We start from the raw sequence: 18,774 nt of genomic DNA, 5'->3' as shown, positions 1-18,774 counted from the left end.
GACCGGCCCCTTTCTTCGGTCCCGGCCGTCGTACGTCTAGACAGCGTCGCGTTGGGCGATCCAGCTGTCGTGCAGGCGGGTGTAGACGCCGCCGGCGCCGACCAGCTCCGCGTGCGGGCCGCGCTCGACGACCTCGCCGTTGTCGAAGACCAGCACCTCGTCCGCGGCCTCGGCCGTCGACAGCCGGTGCGCGATGGTCACCGACGTCCGGCCCGCCATCAGCCGCTCCAGCGCCGCGTTCACCCGAACCTCGGTCCCGGGGTCGACCGCCGACGTCGCCTCGTCGAGGACCAGCAGGTCGGGGTCGGCGATGTTCGCCCGTACCAACGCGACCAGCTGACGCTCACCCGCCGACAGCGACTCACCGCGCTGGCCGACCGGCGAGTCCAGCCCATCCGGCAGCGACTCCAGCCAGTCCGTCAGCCCCAGCGACTCGAACGCCTCCAGCAACTGCGTGTCCGTCACCTCAGGCCGCCCGAAGCGCACGTTCTCGGCGAGTGACGCGTCGAACAAGTACCCGTCCTGCGGCACCATCACGACCCGCTCCCGCAGCGACGCGAACGAGATCTCCCGCGCGTCCACCCCGTCCAGCAGTACGGCGCCCGACGACGGGTCCATCAACCGGGTCAGCAGCTTCGCGAACGTCGTCTTCCCGGACCCGGTCTCCCCCACCACCGCGACCCGCCGATGCGGCTCCAGCCGTACGTCGACATCCCGCAACACCAGCTCGCCGTCCGGGTACGCGAAGTCCACGTCGGCGAACTCGACCGAGATCGGCCCGCGCGCCTGCACGACACCCGACTCCCCCGGGTCGACCACGTCAGCCGGGGTCGCGATCACGCCGAGCACCCGCCGCCAGCCGGCGAACGCACTCTGCGCGTCGGTCAGCACCTGCGTCGCGATCTGCACCGGGTCCGAGAACAGCGCGACCAGGAACATGAACGCGAGGATCTCGCCGAGCGTCGCCTGCCCGTCGACCCCGAGCAGCACGCCCGCGGTCAGCACGCCGGCGTTGGCCAGACCGGCCGCCAGACCACCGATCGAGAAGGTCAGACCGGTGATCGCCTGCGCCTTGGTCGCCGTACGGCGGTAGTCCTCGATGGAGGCGTCGATCCGCTCCTGCGTGCGCTTCTCGATCGCGTACGCGCGGACCACCTGCGCCCCGACCACCGGCTCGGCGATCGCGGACAGCATCTCGCCGACCTTCGCCCGGACCACGCCGTAGGCCGCCGACATCAGCCGCTGCAGGTACTTCAGGCTGGCGAACAGCGGGATGAAGCAGACCAGCACGACCAGCGCGAGCTGCCAGGAGTAGACGAACATCACCACGGTCGCGAGCAGCATCTGCCCGATGCTGACCAGGAAGATGAACCCGCCGAACTGCAGGAACTGCGACACCGTGTCCACGTCCGACGTGACCCGGCTGACCAGCGCGCCGCGCCGCTCGGTGCTCTGCGTCAGCACCGGCAAGTCGTGCACATGCCGGAACGCCTTGATCCGCATCGTCGACAGGCCGCGCTCGGAGTTGATCGCCAGCCGCACAGTGGTCAGGTACGACGCCCCCGCCGTGACCAGCACACCCGCCGCACAGACCGCACACATCCACGCCACGTAGGACATGTCCGGACCACCCGGGCCGGACAGCCCCTTGTCGATCGTCTGCTGCACAGCGATCGGTACCACGATCCGCCCGGCCGTCATCACCAGCGCAAGAAGCCCGGTAATCCACCAGCCCTGCCCCAATTCCGGCGAGACGCGCAGCCCCTGTCGCAGTGTCTCCAGACCACCCGCGTCGTCAGCGTGATCCAGCCGGCTCGTCTCCGCCGTACTCACGCGGATGCTCCTTCCGCGTCCAAGTCATCTATCTCGGCGGCCAGCTCCGACTCTTCCTGCCGGCGGGCCGCGTCCTTCTCGTAGGCGTCGACCAGCTCGCGATAGGCGGCCGACGTCTGCTGCAGCTCGGTGTGGGTCCCGTGGGCGGCGATCCGGCCCTCGTCCAGGAACACCACCTCGTCGGCGAGCGAGATCGTCGCCTTCCGGTACGCGATCACCAGCACCGTCGTGGCGGCCTCGGAGTCCTGGACCGCGGACCGCAGCCCGGCCAGGATCCGCGCCTCGACCTGCGGGTCGACCGCGCTGGTCGCGTCGTCCAGGATCAGCAGCCGCGGCCGCCGGACCAGGGCCCGGGCCAGCGCTATTCGTTGCCGTTGGCCACCGGACAGCGTCGTGCCACGCTCGCCGACCTTGGTGTCGAGGCCGTCCGGGAGGCCCTTCACGAAGCCGTCACCCTGGGCGATCCGCAGCGCGTCCCAGACGTCCTCGTCGCTGTAGTCGCCGCCGAGCGTGATGTTGCCGCGGATCGTGTCGTCGAACAGGAACGCGGTCTGCGCCACCAGCGCGACCGAGCCTGCCAGCTCGTCCCGGGCGAGGTCGCGCAGGTCGAGGCCGTCGACCTTGACCGCGCCTTCCTCCGGGTCGACCAGGCGAGTCAACAGCGTGGTCAGCGTCGACTTCCCGGCGCCGGTCGGGCCGACCATCGCGACGGTCCGTCCGGGCTCGATAGCGAAGTCCACACCGGCCAGCACGTCCCGCTCGGGCAGGTAACCGAACCGTACGCCGGACACCTCGAGCCGGGCCGCCTTGGTCGACGTGAGCCGCTCGTCGCCGTACTCCATCCCGCCCTCGGCGGTCAGCACGCGCTGGACCCGGTCCCAGCCGACGACCGAGCGCGGGAGCTCGCCGAGCACCCAGCCGAGCGCCCGGATCGGGAAGCCGATCAGGGTGAACAGGAACGCCACCTGCACCACGTCGCCCGCGTCGGCGGCACCCGAGCTGACCCGTCCGACACCGACCAGCAGCACCGCGAGCACGCCGAGCCGGGGCAGGCCGTCGATCACCGGGTCGAACATGCCGCGAGCCTTGTTGACCGCGATGTTCGCGTCCCGCAGCGCGTACGTCGGGGCGCGGAAGCGCTCGGTCTCGGCGGCCTCGCGGCCCAGCGTCTTCACCACCAGGGCGCCGTCGAACGACTCGTGCGCGACCTCGGACACGTCCGCGCGAAGCTGCTGCGCGCGGGTCGCGAGCGGCTGCAGGTAGCGCTGGAAGATCACGTTCGCCACGAACACCAGGGGGAAGACGAGGCAGCCGACCAGCGCGAGCCAGACGTCGGCCATGAACATCGCGACCGTCGCGAACGCGAGCATCGCGATCACGCCGATCGCCATCGGCAGCGGTGCGATCACGAACCAGATCGACTCGACGTCGGCGTTGGCGTTCGACAGCAGCATCCCGGTCGGGTGCCGGTGGTGCCACTCGAGCGGGAGCTTCAGGTACTGCCGGGTGACGCGCCGCCGGTACGTCGCCTGCAGCCGGAACTGCATCACGCCGGCGCCGATCCGGCGGCCGACCACACCGATCGCGCGCAGGACCGCGATCCCGAGGAACAGGGTCACCAGCGAGGCGATCGCGCCGAAGGTGGTGTCACCGCGCTCCAGCGCCGGCCGGATGACGTTGTCGGTGGCCCAGCCGAGCGCCCATCCGTCGGCCACCGTCATCGCGCCGTACAGCATGCTGGCCAGCACGGACAGGGTGAAGATCCACGGCTCCTCCCAGATCGCGACCTTCAAGACGGCCAACCCTCGACGGGTGACGCTGCCCTTGTCGGGGACCTTCGGCATGGGCAAGACGCTCTCCAGGGCAAATCAGGTGCGTAGACCGGGCACAGTCATGACAACGATTGACATTCTGCCATTCCACTCCGACAACTACGATCGAGTTGTGACCGACTACAGCCGGGTGGAACGTCTTGCTCTGTGTGACCTCTTCGACCAGCTCGGGCCTGATCAGCCGACGCTGTGTGAAGGGTGGGACACCTACGACCTGGCCGTGCATCTGTACGTCCGGGAATCGGACCCGATGGCCGGTCCGGGGATCATGATTCCGGCGCTGTCGGACACCACCGAGAAACGGATGGCGCGGGCCAAGGAGCGGTACAGCTTCAGCGAAGTGGTCGACAAGGTCCGCAACGGTCCGCCGAAGGTGTCGATCTACGCGGTGCCGAAGTTCGGCCACCAGCTGAACACGACCGAGTACTTCGTCCACCACGAGGACGTCCGCCGGGCGCAACCGTCGTACGACGTCCGGACCCTCCCGGCCGGCCAGCAGGCCGGACTGTGGAAGGCGGTCCGGCTGGCCGCCAAGTCGATGACCCGAAAGGCTCCGAGTGGGCTGGTCCTGCGACTGCCGGACGGTACGACGACAGTCGCGAAGAAGCCGACCGAGCTGGGTTCGGTCACGGTGACGGGCGAGCCGTCGGAACTGGTGCTGTTCTGTTTCGGCCGGCAGCGGGTGGCCGCCGTACAGCTGGACGGCGACGCGGAGACGGTCGAGCGGATCCGCACCGCGTCATTCGGAGTGTGAGGCGCGCCGGCTCCGTCGCCAGCGCTGGACCAGGCCGCTCACCACGGTCGTCAGGATGACCAGCACGACCGCCGCGACCACGCCCTGCCACGGCTCGTCGAACAGCGCGTACCCGAGCAGGCCGATCGCCATGTAGACCGCAGCCCACAGCGACGACGCGGTCAGGTCGACCAGCGCGAACCGCTCCCACGGGTACCCGGCCAGCCCGGCGGCGAGCAGCACCGGCACCCGTCCACCCGGGATCAGCCGCGAGGTCAGCAGCACCCCGATCTCGTGCTCGCCCAGCCGGACCCGCAGCGCGTCGAGTGACGCGTTGTCCCGCAGCCAGCCGACTCGTTTCGCCAATCGCTCCCCGCCGAACCGGCATCCGGCGTACACGATCAGGTCCCCGAGATACGCCCCGAGCGCACCCGCGACCAGGACGCCGGCCAGCCCGATCGGATTGTGGTGCGACGCCAGTACGGCGCCCGCCGACACCGCCGCCCCGGTCGGCAGCACCGGCAGTACGGCGCCCAGCAGCACGGCACCCGCAAGCGCGAAGAGGTACCAGAGATCGAACCGCGGCTCGCCCGTCACGGCGCGACCACCTCGGTCGACTCCCCCGGCGCCAGGATCTCGACGTTCACCGCCGGATCGAGCTCCGCCATCGCGGCCTTGAACCGGTCCCCCGGCGGCAGGAACAGCTCGGGTTTGAGCCAGTCGCACCCGATCGGCCAGAACGTCCCGAAGTGGACCGGGATCGCCGCCCGCGCCTGCACCCGCTGCACTGCCTCCGCCGCGCGGACGGGATCGAGGTGCCCCGGACCGAGCGACGGCCCCCATCCGCCGACCGGCACCAGCGCCATGTCGACCGGCCCGGCTTCGGCCCCCAGCTCGTCGAACAGGTCGGTGTCACCGGCGAACCACACGCTCGGCGAACCCTCGATCCGGTAGCCGAGAGCCGGCCCGCTGAACGATGACCACGGCAACCGCCGGCCGTCGTGGTGAGCCGTGATCGCGGTGATGTCGAGCGCGCCGATCCGGACCTGATTGCCCGGGGCAACCTCGATGCACCGGTCCGCCATCGCCGTACCGAACTCCTGGGCGATCAACCGGGCTGTACCCTGCGGCACGACCAGCGCGGCACCTGGCGCGACCAGCGTGAGCGAGGTCAGGTGCAGGTGATCGGCGTGCATGTGCGAGATCAGTACGGCGTCGCACTCGGCCGCGACGGGCAGCGGGGCCGGTCCACGGCGGCGGCGCAGATGCGCGATCCGGGACGTGAGCACGGGATCGGTGAGCAACCGCGTGCCGTTCTCCTCGATCGTGGTGGTGGCATGCCCCCACCAGGTGATCCGCACGCTTCAGGCCTCCACCTTCGACTCGACCCCGGGAGCGGATTGCGCAGCCCGGAGGTCCTTGCGGTGGCCGAGGTGCTCGAGCCAGCTGATCAGCAGCGCGTGGACCGCGTCGGAGCCTACGGGAGGTTCGTCGACTTCCCAACGGCTCGGGTGCACCAGGACCGCCTCGGTCTGCCAGCCGCCGATGCCGCCGTGGGACCCGACCAGTTCCTCGAACGCGGCCACCTCGTGGGTGTAGTCGTCCAGCCGACTGATCACCACGATGTCGCCGTTGTGCGGCATCTCCGCCTGCCGCAGCATCGACGCGGTCGCGAACGGCCCGTACGGCGGCAGCGGGTCCTCACCCTCGATCCGGCCGCTGCGCAGCACGTGTACCCCGGCTCGGCCGATCGCGACCGGCCCCTCGGCGAGCGAGTCGACCACGACGAACCCGACGCCCGGGTGGGTCGCCAGCCCGGGAATCAGCTTCGGGTGCAGTAGCTCGATCTCCTCAAGCGGCACCCGGCCGGGTGTGGTCGCCAGGTAGATCAGGGCCAGGTTGCCCGACGACGTGACCACCACCTGCTCGTCCGCGGCGATCTGCGGCTCGCAGTCCTTCGGGCCGAGCTCCACCTCGCCACTCCTGGCCTTGCCGTGGAGTGCCTTCCGGGTGACCGAGCCGGCCACACTGCGGCGCAGGCTGAGCTCGGTCAGGAACGCGTTCACCGGACCCCAGCCCTCGGCCTTGCCGACCGCGGCCACCGGCTCCTTGGTGGTGTCGACCAGGTCGTCGACCACCTCGGTGAGCGTCCGGCCGTACCGCTGGAAGAAGGTCGAGCCCTGGCTCTGGCCGTGGTCGGACAGGACGACGATCTCGTACGAGTGCGGCAGGGTGTCGATGATCCGCTGCAACGCGCCGAGCACGCGGTCCAGGCCTTCGAGGGTCTGCAGCGACTCCGCGCGGGTCGGTCCGGCGTGGTGCGCGACCTCGTCGTAGTCGACGAAGTCGCAGTAGATGACCGGGGTGCCCTTCACCAGCTCGTCGGTGATCAGCGAGACGTTCAGGTCGCGAAGGAGGACGTTGGTGACCGCGCGCAGGAAGATGTAGGGGCTGCCGCGCTTGACCCGCGGGACCAGGTGCCGCGCCCGCTGGCGCCGGGCCTGGTGCAGCTCCTTGACGATCTCGGCGACGCACAGCACCAGGCCGCGGGCGGCGCCCTGCGGGCTGGAGAAGAAGCGGACGTACCCGCGGCTGCGGTTGCTCGGCAGCGAGGCGCGGCTGAACACCAGCTCGCACCGATCCGCGTCGCCGGACCAGTTGTTGCTGATGCTCACCCCGCCGTCCGCGAGCAGGCCACGACCGGTCGACATCCGGTCCTCGAGCTCGGCGGCGTCCCGGCCACGGTTGGTCACCACCACCCGGGCGGAGTCCTTCTCGTACCACCGGAACGCCGGAATCTGCCGGGAGCCGCCGTGCAGGATGCCGGCCTGGCTGGCCGGGGTCGTCGACGGCACACCGGTGTGCCAGCCCACCATCGAGTGCTTCCCGTCCCGGATCCAGCCGCCCAGGTTCGGCAGGTTGCCGGCCAGCACCATCCAGTTCAGCAGCGGTGCGGACAGGCCGTCGATCTGGATGATCAGCATCCCGGTCTTCGGCGCCGGCGTGATCTTGCGGGCCCGGCGGTGCACGACCCGCATCACCTCGGCGACGTACGCGTCGTCGCTGCCGGCGTACGCGATCCAGCCGACGAACGCGCTGACCGAGGCCATCACGACCGCGACCAGCAGCGGGGCCTCGACGCCACCGTGCAGGTTCACGCCCGGGTCGACGGTGATGCCGAGGTAGACGACGCCGAACTGGGACAGCAGCCCGCCGATCAGGACGCCGATCGAGCCGATCAGGATCGCGACCCCGGCCAGCGCCCAGCGCATCAGCATGCTGAAGACGGCCAGCAGCACGACCAGCCGCAGGATCGGCAGCCAGCCGTCGCTGCTGATCTGCGGCAGCGTCCAGAAGGTGATGATCAGCGAGATCAGCGAGGCCAGGCCGCCGAACAGCATCGCCTGCAGGCCACGGCCGGTACGGCGACGCAGGTCCAGCCAGACCGGTCGTCGTCGCCGCCGGTCACCGGACACCTGCTCTGGTGGTTTCGCCATCTCCCGCTCGTGCTCCCCGTCGCTGCTGCTGTGCTGTACCGAGCGTACGAGCCATGGTCCAGTCCAGCCGCATCGCGCCACGCACCGAGCGGGACGATCCCGGGTAATCCCTGACCAGTCACTGAACCTCCAAGTAGTCAACCTCCGCGTACAGCGCGCCCTTGGTCAGGCGGATGGTGTTCCAGCCGGCGTTCAGGGTGATCGAGACCGAGCTCTGCCGCCAGTTGTCCCAGCCGGTCACCGGGTAGCTCACCGAGCCATGGTTGTTGCCGTTGACAACCAGGCCGTGACTGGCGGTCGCCCCCGATCCGTTCGCGTAGCCCACATGCAGTGTGTAACCGCCTGCAACCGGAGCGAACACAGTGTTCTGCACCCACGAGTCGGCGTAGTCGATGTACGCGACCACCTTCCCGTCCGATGCCCCGGCCGCGTTCGACCGGACGACGCAGTGGTTCAGCGTCCCGCGCTCGGCCTCGTACCGGACCCGGCTGCCGCGGACCACCGGGTAGTCGTTCGCGTACCCGAGATCGGCGACGTACAGATGCCGCGACCCTCCGACCCACCCGTGCACGAACACCTTGTCGCCGACGAAGTCCGCGCCACCCGGCCCGCAGATGTGGTTGTCGAACGTCGCCGTCGTCATCAGCGGCCGGAAGGCAGTCGTCCACGGCCCACTCAGGCTCGGGGCGGTCGCGTACGACGTCAGGTAGTTGCAGTCGGTGTAGCCGCCACTGGAGTAGTACAGGACGAACTGGCTGCCGCGCTGGACCAGGTCCGGCGCCTCGATCACCCCGCTCGCGGTGAGCAGCGCCGAGTTGCCGCCGACCAGGGTCGTGCCGTTGTTCGCCGTACGGGTGAGCCACAGGGTCGACGGCTGGCCGATGGCGTTGCCGTCGTTCTTCCAGAGCAGGTAGCGGGTGCCGTCGTTCGCGACGAAGGTGCTCGCGTCGATCGCGCCACCGAGGTTGAGCGGGCAGATCAGCGGCTGGCTGCCGACCGGGGTGAACGGGCCGAGCGGCGAGGAGCCGGTGGCGACGCCGATGCACTGCCGCCCGGATGACTTGTGCCAGGCGGTGTAGGTCAGTGTGTACGAGCCGTTCGGGTTCGGGAACACGTCCGGCGCCCAGGTGCGGCCGGACTGCGCCCACCCGGACGACGGTCCGCCCGGCATCGCGTCGCCGCGGATCGTCCACGGGCCGTTCGCGCTCGGGGCGGTGGCGACCGGGACGTGGCCGCGGCCGTTGTTGGTCGAGTAGGCGTACCAGGTGCCGTTCTTCTCGAACACGTCCGGATCGGGGAAGTCCTCCCCGATGATCTCGGCCGGGAAGACGGCCGCGGTAGTGGCCGCGTGCACCGGCGGTGACAGGAAGGTGGCCACGCCGAGCAGGGCGAGCACGGCCGGCAGAAGTCGTCGCATCGGGACTCCTCAGGTGGGGGCGGATACCTGTGGACCGAACTTTTCCATCGATTCACCTGGATGACCAGAGGTCGATTTGGCTGATGACTGGACCCGGGGCGTTCCGGGGTGGAGACTCCCGCTAGTTGGATTCCGCCTGGATGGAGGGGTGTTCTCGTGAGACATTTACCGAGAGTGTCGGGACGCGGGGTGATCGCCGCCGTCGCGGTGCTCGCGACCGCGGTCGGTGGAGTGGTCACGCAATCGGCCGGTGCGCCGGCGACCGTACAAGCGACGCCGTTGCAGGAGCGCCTTGACAGCCTGCTGAGCGACAGCCGCTACAACGGGTCGCAGGTCGCGCTGGTGGTCCGCGACGCGACGACCGGCGAGACGTTGTACGACCGGAACGGCGGCACGCGGATGCTGCCCGCGTCGAACACCAAGCTCTTCTCCTCGACGGCCGCGATGCACGTGCTCGGCCCGTCGTACCGCTTCCACACGGACGTGCTGGCCACCGGTCCGGTGAACCGAGGCTCGCTGCTCGGCAACCTCTACCTCAAGGGGTACGGCGACCCGACCGCACTCGAGTCCGACTACGTCGCCCTGGCCAAACAGCTGGCCCAGTCCGGCGTCCGCCACGTCGTCGGTGACCTGGTCGCGGACGACACGTACTTCGACTCCGTCCGGCTCGGCGACAGCTGGGCTTGGGACGACGAGCCGTTCTATTACTCGGCGCAGATCTCCGCCCTCACCCTCGCCCCGAACACCGACTACGACTCCGGTACGGCGATCGTCGAAAGCCGACCCGGTGCCACCGCCGGTGCTCCGGTCCAGCTCGCCCTGGTCCCGGCGAACGGCGTACTCAAGCTCGTGAACACCGCGAAGACCGGCGCGGCTGGGTCGGCCAACACGCTGAACATCGAGCGGGAGCACGGCACCAACATCGTGCGGGTGACCGGCTCGGTGCCGCTCGGCGCGTCCGTCGGGCAGGAGTGGGTGACGGTCTGGGAGCCCGAACTCTACGCCGCCGACGTGTTCCGGCGTGCCCTCGCGGCGCAGGGCGTCAGCGTCGTCGGCAAGGTGACGAACGCCGCCTCCCCCGCCACCGCTCGCGTGCTGGCCCGGGACGAGTCGATGACGGTCGGCGAGCTGATGAACCCGTTCCTCAAGCTGTCCAACAACATGCACGCCGAGACGCTTGTCAAGGCGATGGGCGCAGTCGCGGAGGCGTCGGGTAGCTGGCCGGCCGGGCTGGGTGTCGTCAGCGACTACGCGCAGAGCGTCGGCGTCGCCACCGGCACGATCCGGCTGTCCGACGGCTCCGGTCTGTCCCGCAAGGTGAACGTCACCGCCGACAGCATCACCGACCTGCTGATCGCCGTACAGAAAGAGCCCTGGTGGCAGCAGTGGTACGACGCCCTGCCGATCGCGGGCAACCCGCAACGCTTCGTCGGCGGCACGCTGCGCAGCCGGATGGCCAATACCCCGGCCGCCAACAACCTGCACGGCAAGACTGGCTCGCTCACCGGCGTGACGTCGCTGTCGGGCTACGTCACCAGCGCCGACGGCCGCAAGCTGGTCTTCTCGATGATCAGCAACAACTACCTGGTCAGCCCGCGCTCCATCGAGGACGCGGTCGGCGTCACGCTCGCGTCCTGGCCGAACCAGACCGCGAGCAACCTCCGTACCACCACCGAGGCCGCGTGCGACCTCGAGTGGGAGAAGGCCTGCTAAACCGGTTGGACAGTACGGCGGTCGTTTCTCCACGATGACGGAATGACCGCCGTACTGCCCGAGACCGTGACCGTCCGACCCCCGGCCAGGGAGGATGCCGAGGCGGTGCTGGCGCTGGTGTCCGCCTACAACACGCCGATCGTCGGTTTCGCCGACTACACCCTCGACGATGCGGTCGACGCGCTCACCGAGCCCGGGTTCGTGCCGGAGACGGACGGCTGGCTGGTGTTCGACGGCGAGACTCCGGTCGGCTACGGCTGGATCTTCGGCAAGGGCGATCGCCACCTGCTCGACACCGACCTGTTCACCGCCGACCCGGCGGTCGAGACCTACCTGCTCGGCAGGATCACCCGCCGGGCGGGCGAGATCGCCCGCGAGCACGGCCACTCGTCGGTCCAGCTCGACGCCGTGGTCTACCGGGCTGACGAGACCCGCGGCCGTCGACTGTCCGACGACGGCTTCGCTCGGGCTACGACGTTCCACCGGATGCGGGTCGATCACACCAGCGCCGTCGATTCACCCGCTGATGCGCCCGTCGTACCGGAGGGAGTCACGGTCCGGCGCGGCGCACCGGACGAGGCGAGCCGGCGCACGGCGCATGCGCTGGTGACGGCGTGCTTCCAAGGCCAGTTCGGGTTCACGCCACGCACGTTCGAGGAGTGGCATGCGGCGCACGAGAACCACTCCGCCTTCGACTGGTCGCAGCTGACGGTGCTCGAGCTGGACGGACAGCCGGTGGCGTTGCGGGAGGCCAACGACCAGTACCTCGAGGACGAGAACTGCGGGCACATCGGCCGGCTGTGCGTCCTGGCCGAGGCGCGCGGTCGCGGCCTGGCGAAGTTCCTGCTCCGCGAGCAGTTCGCACTCGATGCGGCGGCCGGGCGGGTCGGGACTGTGCTCCACGTGGACACCAACAACCCGACGCCGGCGCTCGGCCTCTACCTCGGCGTCGGCATGCGCGCTTCCCTGGTGCTCGACGTCTGGCGTCTGGAGGTGGCGGCGTGATCAAGGGCTTCACCGTCCGCCCGATGACCGTCGACGACGCGGCGCTGATCGCCGAGCGAACCGGCGCCTACACGACCGCGCTGATCGGCTTCCCGAAGTTCAGCGTCGAGGATGTCGCGAAATACCTGCGGGATCCGGGCTTCGATCCGGCGACCGACGGGTGGGTCGTGGTCGACGCCGAGGGCGGATTCGCCGGGTCGGCCACGGCAGCCGGGAGCAGCGACGGGTCGCGGGTGAACCTCGAGGTGCTGAGCGAGATTCCGGCCGTCGCCGAATGGCTGATCGATCGCGGGATCCAGCGGGCTCGCGAGGTCGGCCGCGGCGAGGTGGTGCTGAGCATCGGCGTGATCCGGCAGGACGAGTTCATGCCGCGGATCGTGGCCGCGCACGGCTTCGCGGTCAGTACGTCGATCCGCCGGATGCGGATCACCTTCGACGGCGCCGTCGAACGGCCGGCGGTTCCGGCCGGCGCGGTGGTACGGCGCGGGGCCCTGGACGAGGCGAGTCGGCGGGCGGCGCACGCCGTACTCGTGGAGGCGTTCCGGTCGCAGCCGGGAGCGGATCCGCGGCCGTACGACGAGTGGGTGGCGTCGCGGGAGAGCCGGTCGACGTTCGACTGGTCGCAGCTCACCACGGTCGAGCTCGACGGGAGGGCGGTCGCGGTCTGCGAGTGCAACGACAACTTCGTCAGTACCGACAACTGCGGGTACGTCGGCCGGTTGGCCGTCGTACCCGAGGCCCGAGGCAAGGGACTTGGGAAGTACCTGCTGTACGACACCTTCGCCACCGACGCCGCGGCCGGCCGGGCCGGCACGATCCTGCACGTCGACAGCTCGAACCCGACGCCGGCCGTCGCTGTCTACACCGCCGTCGGCATGCGTCCCGACCTGATCAGCGACATCTGGCGACGGACGATCCAGATCTGAGAGGTTGCTCTCACGACATCTGAGAGGTTACTCTCGAAACATGTCTCTCAGAAATCCGTACGGCGACTTCGAGATCACCGACCCGCAGGCGATGCGGGCTTTGGCGCATCCGGTCCGGCTGGCTGCGCTGAGCTGGCTGCAGAAGAACGGCCCGGCCACGGCGACCCAGCTGTCCGAGCACGTCGGCGCCTCGCCGTCGGTGACCAGCTGGCACCTGCGCCACCTGGCCAACTTCGGGCTGGTGGTCGACGAGCAGCCGCCGGACGGAGCAGACAAGCGGCAGCGGTGGTGGAAGGCGGTGGCCCGCGGGTTCCGGTACGAGATGCCGGACACCCCCGAGGGCAACGAGGCCGGCCGGCTGCTCCGCACCGAGATGATGAACCAAGCGCTGGAGTCCGCACAGCAGTGGCTGGTCGAGACCGAGCCCGAGCTCGACCCCGAGTGGAGCCGGCTGGCCGGCTCGGCGAACACCCGGCTGGTGCTCACCAGCGCCGAGGCGGAGGCCGTCGAGGACGCGATCGAGCAGCTGCTCGCGCCGTACGTCCAGCGGGGCGAAGAAGGCGCGCCCGCGGACGCCCGCGCGGTCCGCTACCTCCGCATGTCGTTGCCTGAAGCACCGAACTGAGCCGGGGCCGACAATGACGACTCTCACCGCCACGAGTCTCTGGCGGGACCGGCAGTTCCGCCGGTTCTGGTCCGCGCAGACCGTCTCCGAGTTCGGCGACCGGGTGACCGAGCTGGCGCTGCCGCTGATCGCCGTTCTGCTCCTGGATGCCACCCCCGCTCAGGTCGGTTTCCTGACCGCCGCGGTCTGGCTGCCGAACATCGCGTCACTGTTCATCGGCACCTGGGTCGACCACCGGCCCGACAAGCGGCAACTGATGATCGCTGCCGATCTCTTCCGGGCGACCCTGCTGCTCAGCCTGCCGGTCGCGTACTGGCTGGACCTGCTGACGCTCGGGCATTTGTACGCGATCGCCGTCCTGGCCGGCATCGCCGACGTCGTATTCGGCACGTCGTACGCCTCGTTCTTCGTCCGGCTGGTGCCCCGCGACAAGTTCCTCGAGGCGAACTCCAAGCTCTCCGCGACCCGGTCGATCTCTTTCATGGGCGGACCCGCGGTCGCCGGCGCTCTCGTCCAGTGGCTGACCGCACCGGTCGCGATCCTGGTCGACGCGTTCTCGTTCCTGGTGGCGGCGGTCCAGCTCGGCCGCCTGAAGACACCGCCGGGCCCGGCCGAAGAGTCGACCGAACCACTCCTCCACCGCGCCCGAGCCGGGATGACCTACCTGCTTCAGCACCCGTACCTGCGCCGCAGCCTCGGCTGCGCGACGACGGTGAACTTCTTCAACCTGATCAGCCTGGCGCTGCTCGTGCTGTTCGCCAGCCGCAACCTCGAACTGTCCGCCGGGACGATCGGCCTGGCGTTCGGCATCGGCGCCACCGGCGGGCTGCTCGGCGCGCTCGCCGCGTCACCGCTGAGCCGGATCTTCGGCGCCGGCCGGGTGATCGCGGCCGGCTCGATCATCTTCCCGGGATCGGTCGCGATCGCGGCCCTGGCGGACGGCCCGACCTGGGTCCGGGCCAGCGCGTTGGCCGCCGCCGAGTTCGTCGGGGCGTTCGCGGTGATGTGTTTCGACGTACCGCTCAACTCACTGCAGGCCGCAGTCACGCACGACCACATGCGCAGCCGGGTCGCGGGCGCGTTCAGCAGCATCAACTACGGCGTCCGCCCGCTCGGCGCTCTCGTCGGCGGCTTCCTGGGGACGTGGATCGGCGTCCGCGAGACACTGCTCATCTCGGCTGCCGGCGGCCTCCTCGCCGTACTGTGGCTGATCCGCTCCCCCATCATCCGCACCCGCGACCTCGACGGCCTGCAACCGCCCTAGTCGTCCAGGTCGATCTCGATCTTGGCCACCGTCCTGCGGAGCGGGACCTCCTTGATGAACAGGACTGCGATCAGGCTGACGACTGCGCAGGCTGCAGCGATCAGGAAGATCCGGCCGGTGGCATCGCCGTACGACTGCCGCACCAGCTCGGCCAGCTGGGGCGGCAGGTGGCCGACATCCAGCAGGCTCGTGCTCCCGGAACCGCCTTCCTGCAGCTTCCGCGCCGCCTCGGCGCCACCGGGTCCGGCGAGCACACCCTGCACGATCAGATCCTTGACCCGGACCGCGAGTACGGCGCCCAGCACGGACACGCCGACGGCGCCACCCAGGCTGCGGAAGAACGCGACCGTCGCACTCGACGCGCCGATCTGGCTCACGTCGACCGTGTTCTGCACGGCGAGTACCAGGTTCTGCATCGTCATGCCCATGCCCAGGCCCATCGCCAGCATGCCGACTCCGACGTACCAGTACGGCGTGGTGTGGTCGATGGTGCCGAGCACCACCAGGCCGCCGACCAGAAGGATGCCACCAGCAACCAAGTAGCGCTTCCACTTGCCGAACCGGGTGATCATCTGGCCGGAGCCGACCGAGCCGAGGAACGACCCGAGCATCATCGGGATGGTCAGCAGGCCGGCCTCGGTCGGGCTGTAGCCACGGGCGATCTGGAAGTACTGGCCGAGGAACAACGCGCTGCCGAACATCGCGACACCGACCGCCAGGCTGGCCACGATCGCCAGCGCGGTGGTGCGTTCCCGGACCACGTTCAGCGGGACCAGCGGCTCGGCCGCGCGGTTCTCGACCACGACAACCAGGATGCCGAAGAGCAACGTTCCGCCCACGAACAGCGCGGACTGCCAGGAGAACCAGCCGAAGTCGTGACCGGCGAAGGTGACCCAGATCAGCGGCAGGCTCGCGGCGACGCTGATCAGCACGGCGCCGAGGTAGTCGATCCGGACCCGGCGCTTGATCACCGACAGGTGCAGGTACTTCTGCAGGATCACCAGGCTGATCACGGCCAGCGGGACACAGACGTAGAAGCACCAGCGCCAGCCGAGCCACGAGGTGTCGACGATAACGCCCCCGATCAGCGGACCGCTCACGGTCGCGACGGCCATCACGGCGCCCATGTAGCCGGAGTACCGGCCGCGGTTGCGGGGTGGGATCGCCGCGCCGATGATCGCCTGGGCCAGCGCCATCAGTCCGCCCATCGCCAGGCCCTGCAGGACGCGGGCGCCGATCAGGAACGGCACGTTGTGGGACAGTCCGGCCAGCGCCGAGCCGACCACGAACAGCGAGATCGCTACCTGGACCAGCAACTTCTTGCTCATCAGGTCGGCGAGCTTGCCCCAGATCGGGGTGGAGACCGTGGTGGCCAGCAGGCTCGCGGTCAGCACCCAGGTGTACTGGGTCTGCGAGCCTTCGAGGTCGGCGATGATCGTCGGCAGGGCGTTGCTGACGATCGTCGAGCTCAGCATCGCGGTGAACAACGCGGCGAGCAGGCCGATCAGGATCTCGAGGATCTCGCGGTGAGTGAGTTCCGGCGCGGTGGGCACGTCCCGCCGGGTCTCAGTGACAGTCATCGGTCTCCAGTCGATTGCGGGCGGCGCGCGCTCTTGGTGACCTCGGTGATCGCCTGCGCGATCCGCTGCATGGTCTGCGCAGCGGCGAGTAGGGCGTCGTCGTCGAGATCCGCCAAGGCGGCACGAAGATGCTGGGTGTAGGAGGAGTAGAGGGCTTCGAGCTGGGCCTTGCCGCGGGGAGCCAGGCTGACCAGCCCGACCCGGGCGTCCGCCGGGTCCGGCCGACGGCTCACCAGTCCGTCGGCCTCGAGGGCGGTCACCTGCCGGCTCACCACGGAGGCGTCGACGCCGAGCTTGGCCGCGATCTCGCCGCCGCGCTGCTCGCCGTCCCTGAGCAGGACCTTGAGCACACTCGCGTCGGATCGCCGCAGCCCGCCGTCGGGTGCCAGGTGCCGGTGCTCGACACAGCGAACCGCGCGCACCAGCGAGCTGACCCCTTCGAGCAGCTCCTGGGCCGGCAGGTCCCGCGCTGTCCCCGGGACGAGGGATTCACGAGCTAGTTGCATAACCCAACTATATGCCTGGATAGTTGGTTTCTGCAACCATATGGAGAGACTGTCGAGTCTCGTTTACGGAAAGTGAATTCTCGGTTGGACCTAGTCACTTTTGGCCACTCTCCGTCTATCATCCCCTGCAAGGGGAGCGCACTTCTGTTGTTGGGGCGTGGGGTGCACCGAAGTCCAGGGGAACGACTGAGGTGGGGCAGTGAGGGCGACCAAAATCGAACAGGCACGTTTCGAGCCGACGGTGGTGGGGGCGATCCGCCGGTACCGGCTGATGGTGCTCGCCATCGCGGTGCTGACGGCCGCGGCGGCGGTGGGGTACTCGTTGATGCAGGCGGAGGTCTACCGCGCGTACGCGACGGTGACGGTGCCGCAGAGCACGTTCGCGCAGGGCGAGGCCCGGACGCAGTACTTCGACAGCCAGGTCCTGTTGCTGCAGTCCCAGGAGGTCGCCGAGCGCGCTGCCCGGATCGCCAACGCGGCGCTGAACGACAACGTGCTGACCCGGGAAGACTTCTCCGGTGAGCACACAGCGCTGGAGATCACGCCGCCGGAGCAAGCGACCCCGGGCGGCTTCGGGTCGAGCATCGTCGCGCTGACGTTCACCTGGCCGAACCCGAAGGTGGCGCAAGCCGGTGCGAACGCGGTACTGCAGGCGTTCGACGACGTACGATCCGCCGCCATCGCCGCCCGAGGCGCCGCCGAGGTGGCGGCCGTCGATCGGGCCATCAAGGACACCCGGACCCGGGGCCAGACGGCCGACCTGCTGAACCAGCGGACGAAGATGCTCACCGACCTGCAACTCGATCTGGCCAGTCACCCGACGTTCTCCTGGGCCGTCGAACCGCGGGTGCCGGTCAACGGCAACTCGAAGCGGTCGGGTGCGATCGGGCTGCTGGCCGGGCTCGTCCTGGGCGCCGGGCTGGCGTACTGGCGAGCCAGTCGCCGGCGCTGCATCGACGATCGGCTCGACCCGGTCGCGATCTACGAGGCACCGCTCATCGGCGACATCCCGTCGCCTCGGAGAAGCAGCGTCCTGGCCGGCTTGTCGGCCGCCGGCGCGCTGCCGATGGCCGTCAACCCGCAGTCCCAGGCCGCCGAGGCCTTCCGGTTCACCGCGGGATCGGTCGAGCGGCTGTGCGCCGCTCACGGGGGCGAACTGGCCCTCGTCTTCGTCTCGGCGACCAACGGCGCCGAGCGGAGTTCGGTCGTCGCCAACGTCGCGCTCGCCCTCGCCGAGAGCGGCCGTCCGGTGCTCGCGGTGGACGCCGACACCACCACGCGCACTCTCAGCGGACTCCTCCTCCCGGGGAGCCCGGAGGCCGACGGTTTCGAGCAGGTCGTGTCCGGGTCCCGTCTGGTGTCGGACTGCATCGAGCCCAGCCCGCTGAACGCGGACGTGACCGTGCTCCGCGCCGGCCCTTCCCGAGTACGGCGCACCACCGGTGCGGCGTACGCAGAAGCGGTGGAGCGGCTGATCACCGAGGCCAAGAAGTCGTTCGACCTGGTGCTGATCGACAGTCCGGCGGTGCTGAAGGTGGCCAACGCCGTCGAGCTGACGCAATGCTCCGACGCGACCGTCGTCGTCCTCGGCGCCGGCGACCCGGTCGAGGACCACGTCGCGATGGTCGAGCGGCTGGAGCAGGTCGAGCCGAACCTCGTCGGCTACGTGTTCCGCCGGACCGGCCGCAAGGCCAGATTCATCCGTACGCTGCGCGACTGGATCGTCGCCCGGGCCACTCGCCAGACCGGTCCGCAGGCTCATCCTTCGGCTGAGTTGCTGGCCTTCCGGCGCCCACCGAAGGAACGTCGTACGTCGGCAGGCGCGCCGCGAGGTTGATCCGGT

Annotated in this window: 15 protein-coding genes; 7 read left to right on the top strand and 8 right to left on the bottom strand. The window is 69.7% G+C overall.

Translation table 11 applies throughout. The annotated features are described in order from the left end of the window. Positions 1-36: 36 nt before the first annotated feature. The gene (locus ACIBL3_RS08185) at positions 37-1,833 is read right to left on the bottom strand and encodes an ABC transporter ATP-binding protein (protein WP_396352559.1); all 1,797 of its coding nucleotides are present in this window, start codon (positions 1,831-1,833) and stop codon (positions 37-39) included. Next, positions 1,830-3,677 carry an ABC transporter ATP-binding protein gene (locus ACIBL3_RS08180; RefSeq protein ID WP_396352558.1) on the bottom strand — a complete coding sequence of 616 codons (1,848 nt, stop codon included), beginning with the start codon at positions 3,675-3,677 and terminating at the stop codon, positions 1,830-1,832. The genes ACIBL3_RS08185 and ACIBL3_RS08180 overlap by 4 nt, the downstream gene beginning before the upstream one ends. A 100-nt stretch (positions 3,678-3,777) precedes the next feature. On the opposite strand from ACIBL3_RS08180, the gene ACIBL3_RS08175 reads away from it, so the two are divergent. After that, complete coding sequence (locus ACIBL3_RS08175) at positions 3,778-4,419, top strand: TIGR03085 family metal-binding protein (RefSeq protein WP_396352557.1); 642 nt, start codon at positions 3,778-3,780, stop codon at positions 4,417-4,419. Here ACIBL3_RS08175 and ACIBL3_RS08170 read toward each other — a convergent pair. The 4 genes from ACIBL3_RS08170 to ACIBL3_RS08155 all read right to left on the bottom strand — a co-directional run bounded on the left by ACIBL3_RS08170 (position 4,405) and on the right by ACIBL3_RS08155 (position 9,312). Next, complete coding sequence (locus tag ACIBL3_RS08170) at positions 4,405-4,995, bottom strand: DedA family protein (RefSeq protein ID WP_396352556.1); 591 nt, start codon at positions 4,993-4,995, stop codon at positions 4,405-4,407. The genes ACIBL3_RS08175 and ACIBL3_RS08170 overlap by 15 nt on opposite strands. After that, the gene (locus ACIBL3_RS08165) at positions 4,992-5,759 is read right to left on the bottom strand and encodes an MBL fold metallo-hydrolase (RefSeq protein WP_396352555.1); all 768 of its coding nucleotides are present in this window, start codon (positions 5,757-5,759) and stop codon (positions 4,992-4,994) included. The genes ACIBL3_RS08170 and ACIBL3_RS08165 overlap by 4 nt, the downstream gene beginning before the upstream one ends. Before the next feature lie 3 nt (positions 5,760-5,762). Then, positions 5,763-7,895, bottom strand: a complete 2,133-nt coding sequence (locus ACIBL3_RS08160) for an alkaline phosphatase family protein (protein WP_396352554.1) — start codon at positions 7,893-7,895, stop codon at positions 5,763-5,765. Positions 7,896-8,013: 118 nt separating this feature from the next. After that, positions 8,014-9,312 (bottom strand): family 43 glycosylhydrolase, encoded by a 1,299-nt coding sequence (locus tag ACIBL3_RS08155; RefSeq protein WP_396352553.1) that lies wholly within the window; start codon positions 9,310-9,312, stop codon positions 8,014-8,016. A 174-nt stretch (positions 9,313-9,486) separates the two neighbouring features. On the opposite strand from ACIBL3_RS08155, the gene dacB reads away from it, so the two are divergent. Genes dacB through ACIBL3_RS08130 form a run of 5 tightly spaced genes read left to right on the top strand, consistent with a single transcriptional unit; the run spans position 9,487 to position 14,845 of the window. Further along, positions 9,487-11,025, top strand: coding sequence for a D-alanyl-D-alanine carboxypeptidase/D-alanyl-D-alanine-endopeptidase (gene dacB / locus ACIBL3_RS08150; RefSeq protein ID WP_396352552.1), 1,539 nt, complete (start codon positions 9,487-9,489; stop codon positions 11,023-11,025). 42 nt (positions 11,026-11,067) lie between these two features. Continuing rightward, on the top strand, positions 11,068-12,030 hold the full coding sequence (locus ACIBL3_RS08145; protein ID WP_396352551.1) for a GNAT family N-acetyltransferase: 963 nt from the start codon (positions 11,068-11,070) through the stop codon (positions 12,028-12,030). Continuing rightward, positions 12,027-12,956 carry a GNAT family N-acetyltransferase gene (locus tag ACIBL3_RS08140; RefSeq protein ID WP_396352550.1) on the top strand — a complete coding sequence of 310 codons (930 nt, stop codon included), beginning with the start codon at positions 12,027-12,029 and terminating at the stop codon, positions 12,954-12,956. Before ACIBL3_RS08145 ends, ACIBL3_RS08140 begins: the two co-directional genes overlap by 4 nt. 40 nt (positions 12,957-12,996) lie before the next feature. Then, positions 12,997-13,581, top strand: coding sequence for an ArsR/SmtB family transcription factor (locus ACIBL3_RS08135; protein WP_396352549.1), 585 nt, complete (start codon positions 12,997-12,999; stop codon positions 13,579-13,581). 13 nt (positions 13,582-13,594) lie between these two features. Next, a complete protein-coding gene (locus ACIBL3_RS08130; RefSeq protein ID WP_396352548.1) occupies positions 13,595-14,845 on the top strand; it encodes an MFS transporter in 1,251 nt (416 codons plus the stop codon). Here the strand turns inward: ACIBL3_RS08130 and ACIBL3_RS08125 are convergent. Both ACIBL3_RS08125 and ACIBL3_RS08120 read right to left on the bottom strand, forming a co-directional pair. Then, positions 14,842-16,425 (bottom strand): MDR family MFS transporter, encoded by a 1,584-nt coding sequence (locus ACIBL3_RS08125; RefSeq protein ID WP_396352547.1) that lies wholly within the window; start codon positions 16,423-16,425, stop codon positions 14,842-14,844. The two genes, ACIBL3_RS08130 and ACIBL3_RS08125, sit on opposite strands and share 4 nt — an antisense overlap. Beyond that, entirely contained in the window at positions 16,422-16,931 is a 510-nt protein-coding gene (locus ACIBL3_RS08120) for a MarR family winged helix-turn-helix transcriptional regulator (RefSeq protein WP_396352546.1), read from the bottom strand. The genes ACIBL3_RS08125 and ACIBL3_RS08120 overlap by 4 nt, the downstream gene beginning before the upstream one ends. A 199-nt stretch (positions 16,932-17,130) precedes the next feature. Here ACIBL3_RS08120 and ACIBL3_RS08115 point away from each other — a divergent pair, with 199 nt between their 5' ends. After that, positions 17,131-18,768: a Wzz/FepE/Etk N-terminal domain-containing protein gene (locus tag ACIBL3_RS08115; RefSeq protein ID WP_396352545.1), complete on the top strand. Its 1,638-nt coding sequence runs from the start codon at positions 17,131-17,133 to the stop codon at positions 18,766-18,768. Positions 18,769-18,774: the final 6 nt, after the last annotated feature.

Origin of the sequence: Kribbella sp. NPDC050124, assembly GCF_044460355.1 — a bacterium.
In the GTDB taxonomy this organism is placed as follows: domain Bacteria; phylum Actinomycetota; class Actinomycetes; order Propionibacteriales; family Kribbellaceae; genus Kribbella.
The sequence above is the reverse complement of the archived record's forward strand: the minus strand, read 5'-3'. Positions and strand labels throughout refer to the sequence as shown.

Bases quoted from the DNA above. Each gene is read 5' to 3' on its own strand.
- ACIBL3_RS08180 (WP_396352558.1), bottom strand. From the start codon at position 3,677: ATGCCGAAGGTCCCCGACAAGGGCAGCGTCACCCGTCGAGGGTTGGCC.
- ACIBL3_RS08160 (WP_396352554.1), bottom strand. From the start codon at position 7,895: ATGGCGAAACCACCAGAGCAGGTGTCCGGTGACCGGCGGCGACGACGA.
- ACIBL3_RS08155 (WP_396352553.1), bottom strand. From the start codon at position 9,312: ATGCGACGACTTCTGCCGGCCGTGCTCGCCCTGCTCGGCGTGGCCACC.
- ACIBL3_RS08145 (WP_396352551.1), top strand. From the start codon at position 11,068: ATGACCGCCGTACTGCCCGAGACCGTGACCGTCCGACCCCCGGCCAGG.
- ACIBL3_RS08135 (WP_396352549.1), top strand. From the start codon at position 12,997: ATGTCTCTCAGAAATCCGTACGGCGACTTCGAGATCACCGACCCGCAG.
- ACIBL3_RS08130 (WP_396352548.1), top strand. From the start codon at position 13,595: ATGACGACTCTCACCGCCACGAGTCTCTGGCGGGACCGGCAGTTCCGC.
- ACIBL3_RS08125 (WP_396352547.1), bottom strand. From the start codon at position 16,425: ATGACTGTCACTGAGACCCGGCGGGACGTGCCCACCGCGCCGGAACTC.
- ACIBL3_RS08120 (WP_396352546.1), bottom strand. From the start codon at position 16,931: ATGCAACTAGCTCGTGAATCCCTCGTCCCGGGGACAGCGCGGGACCTG.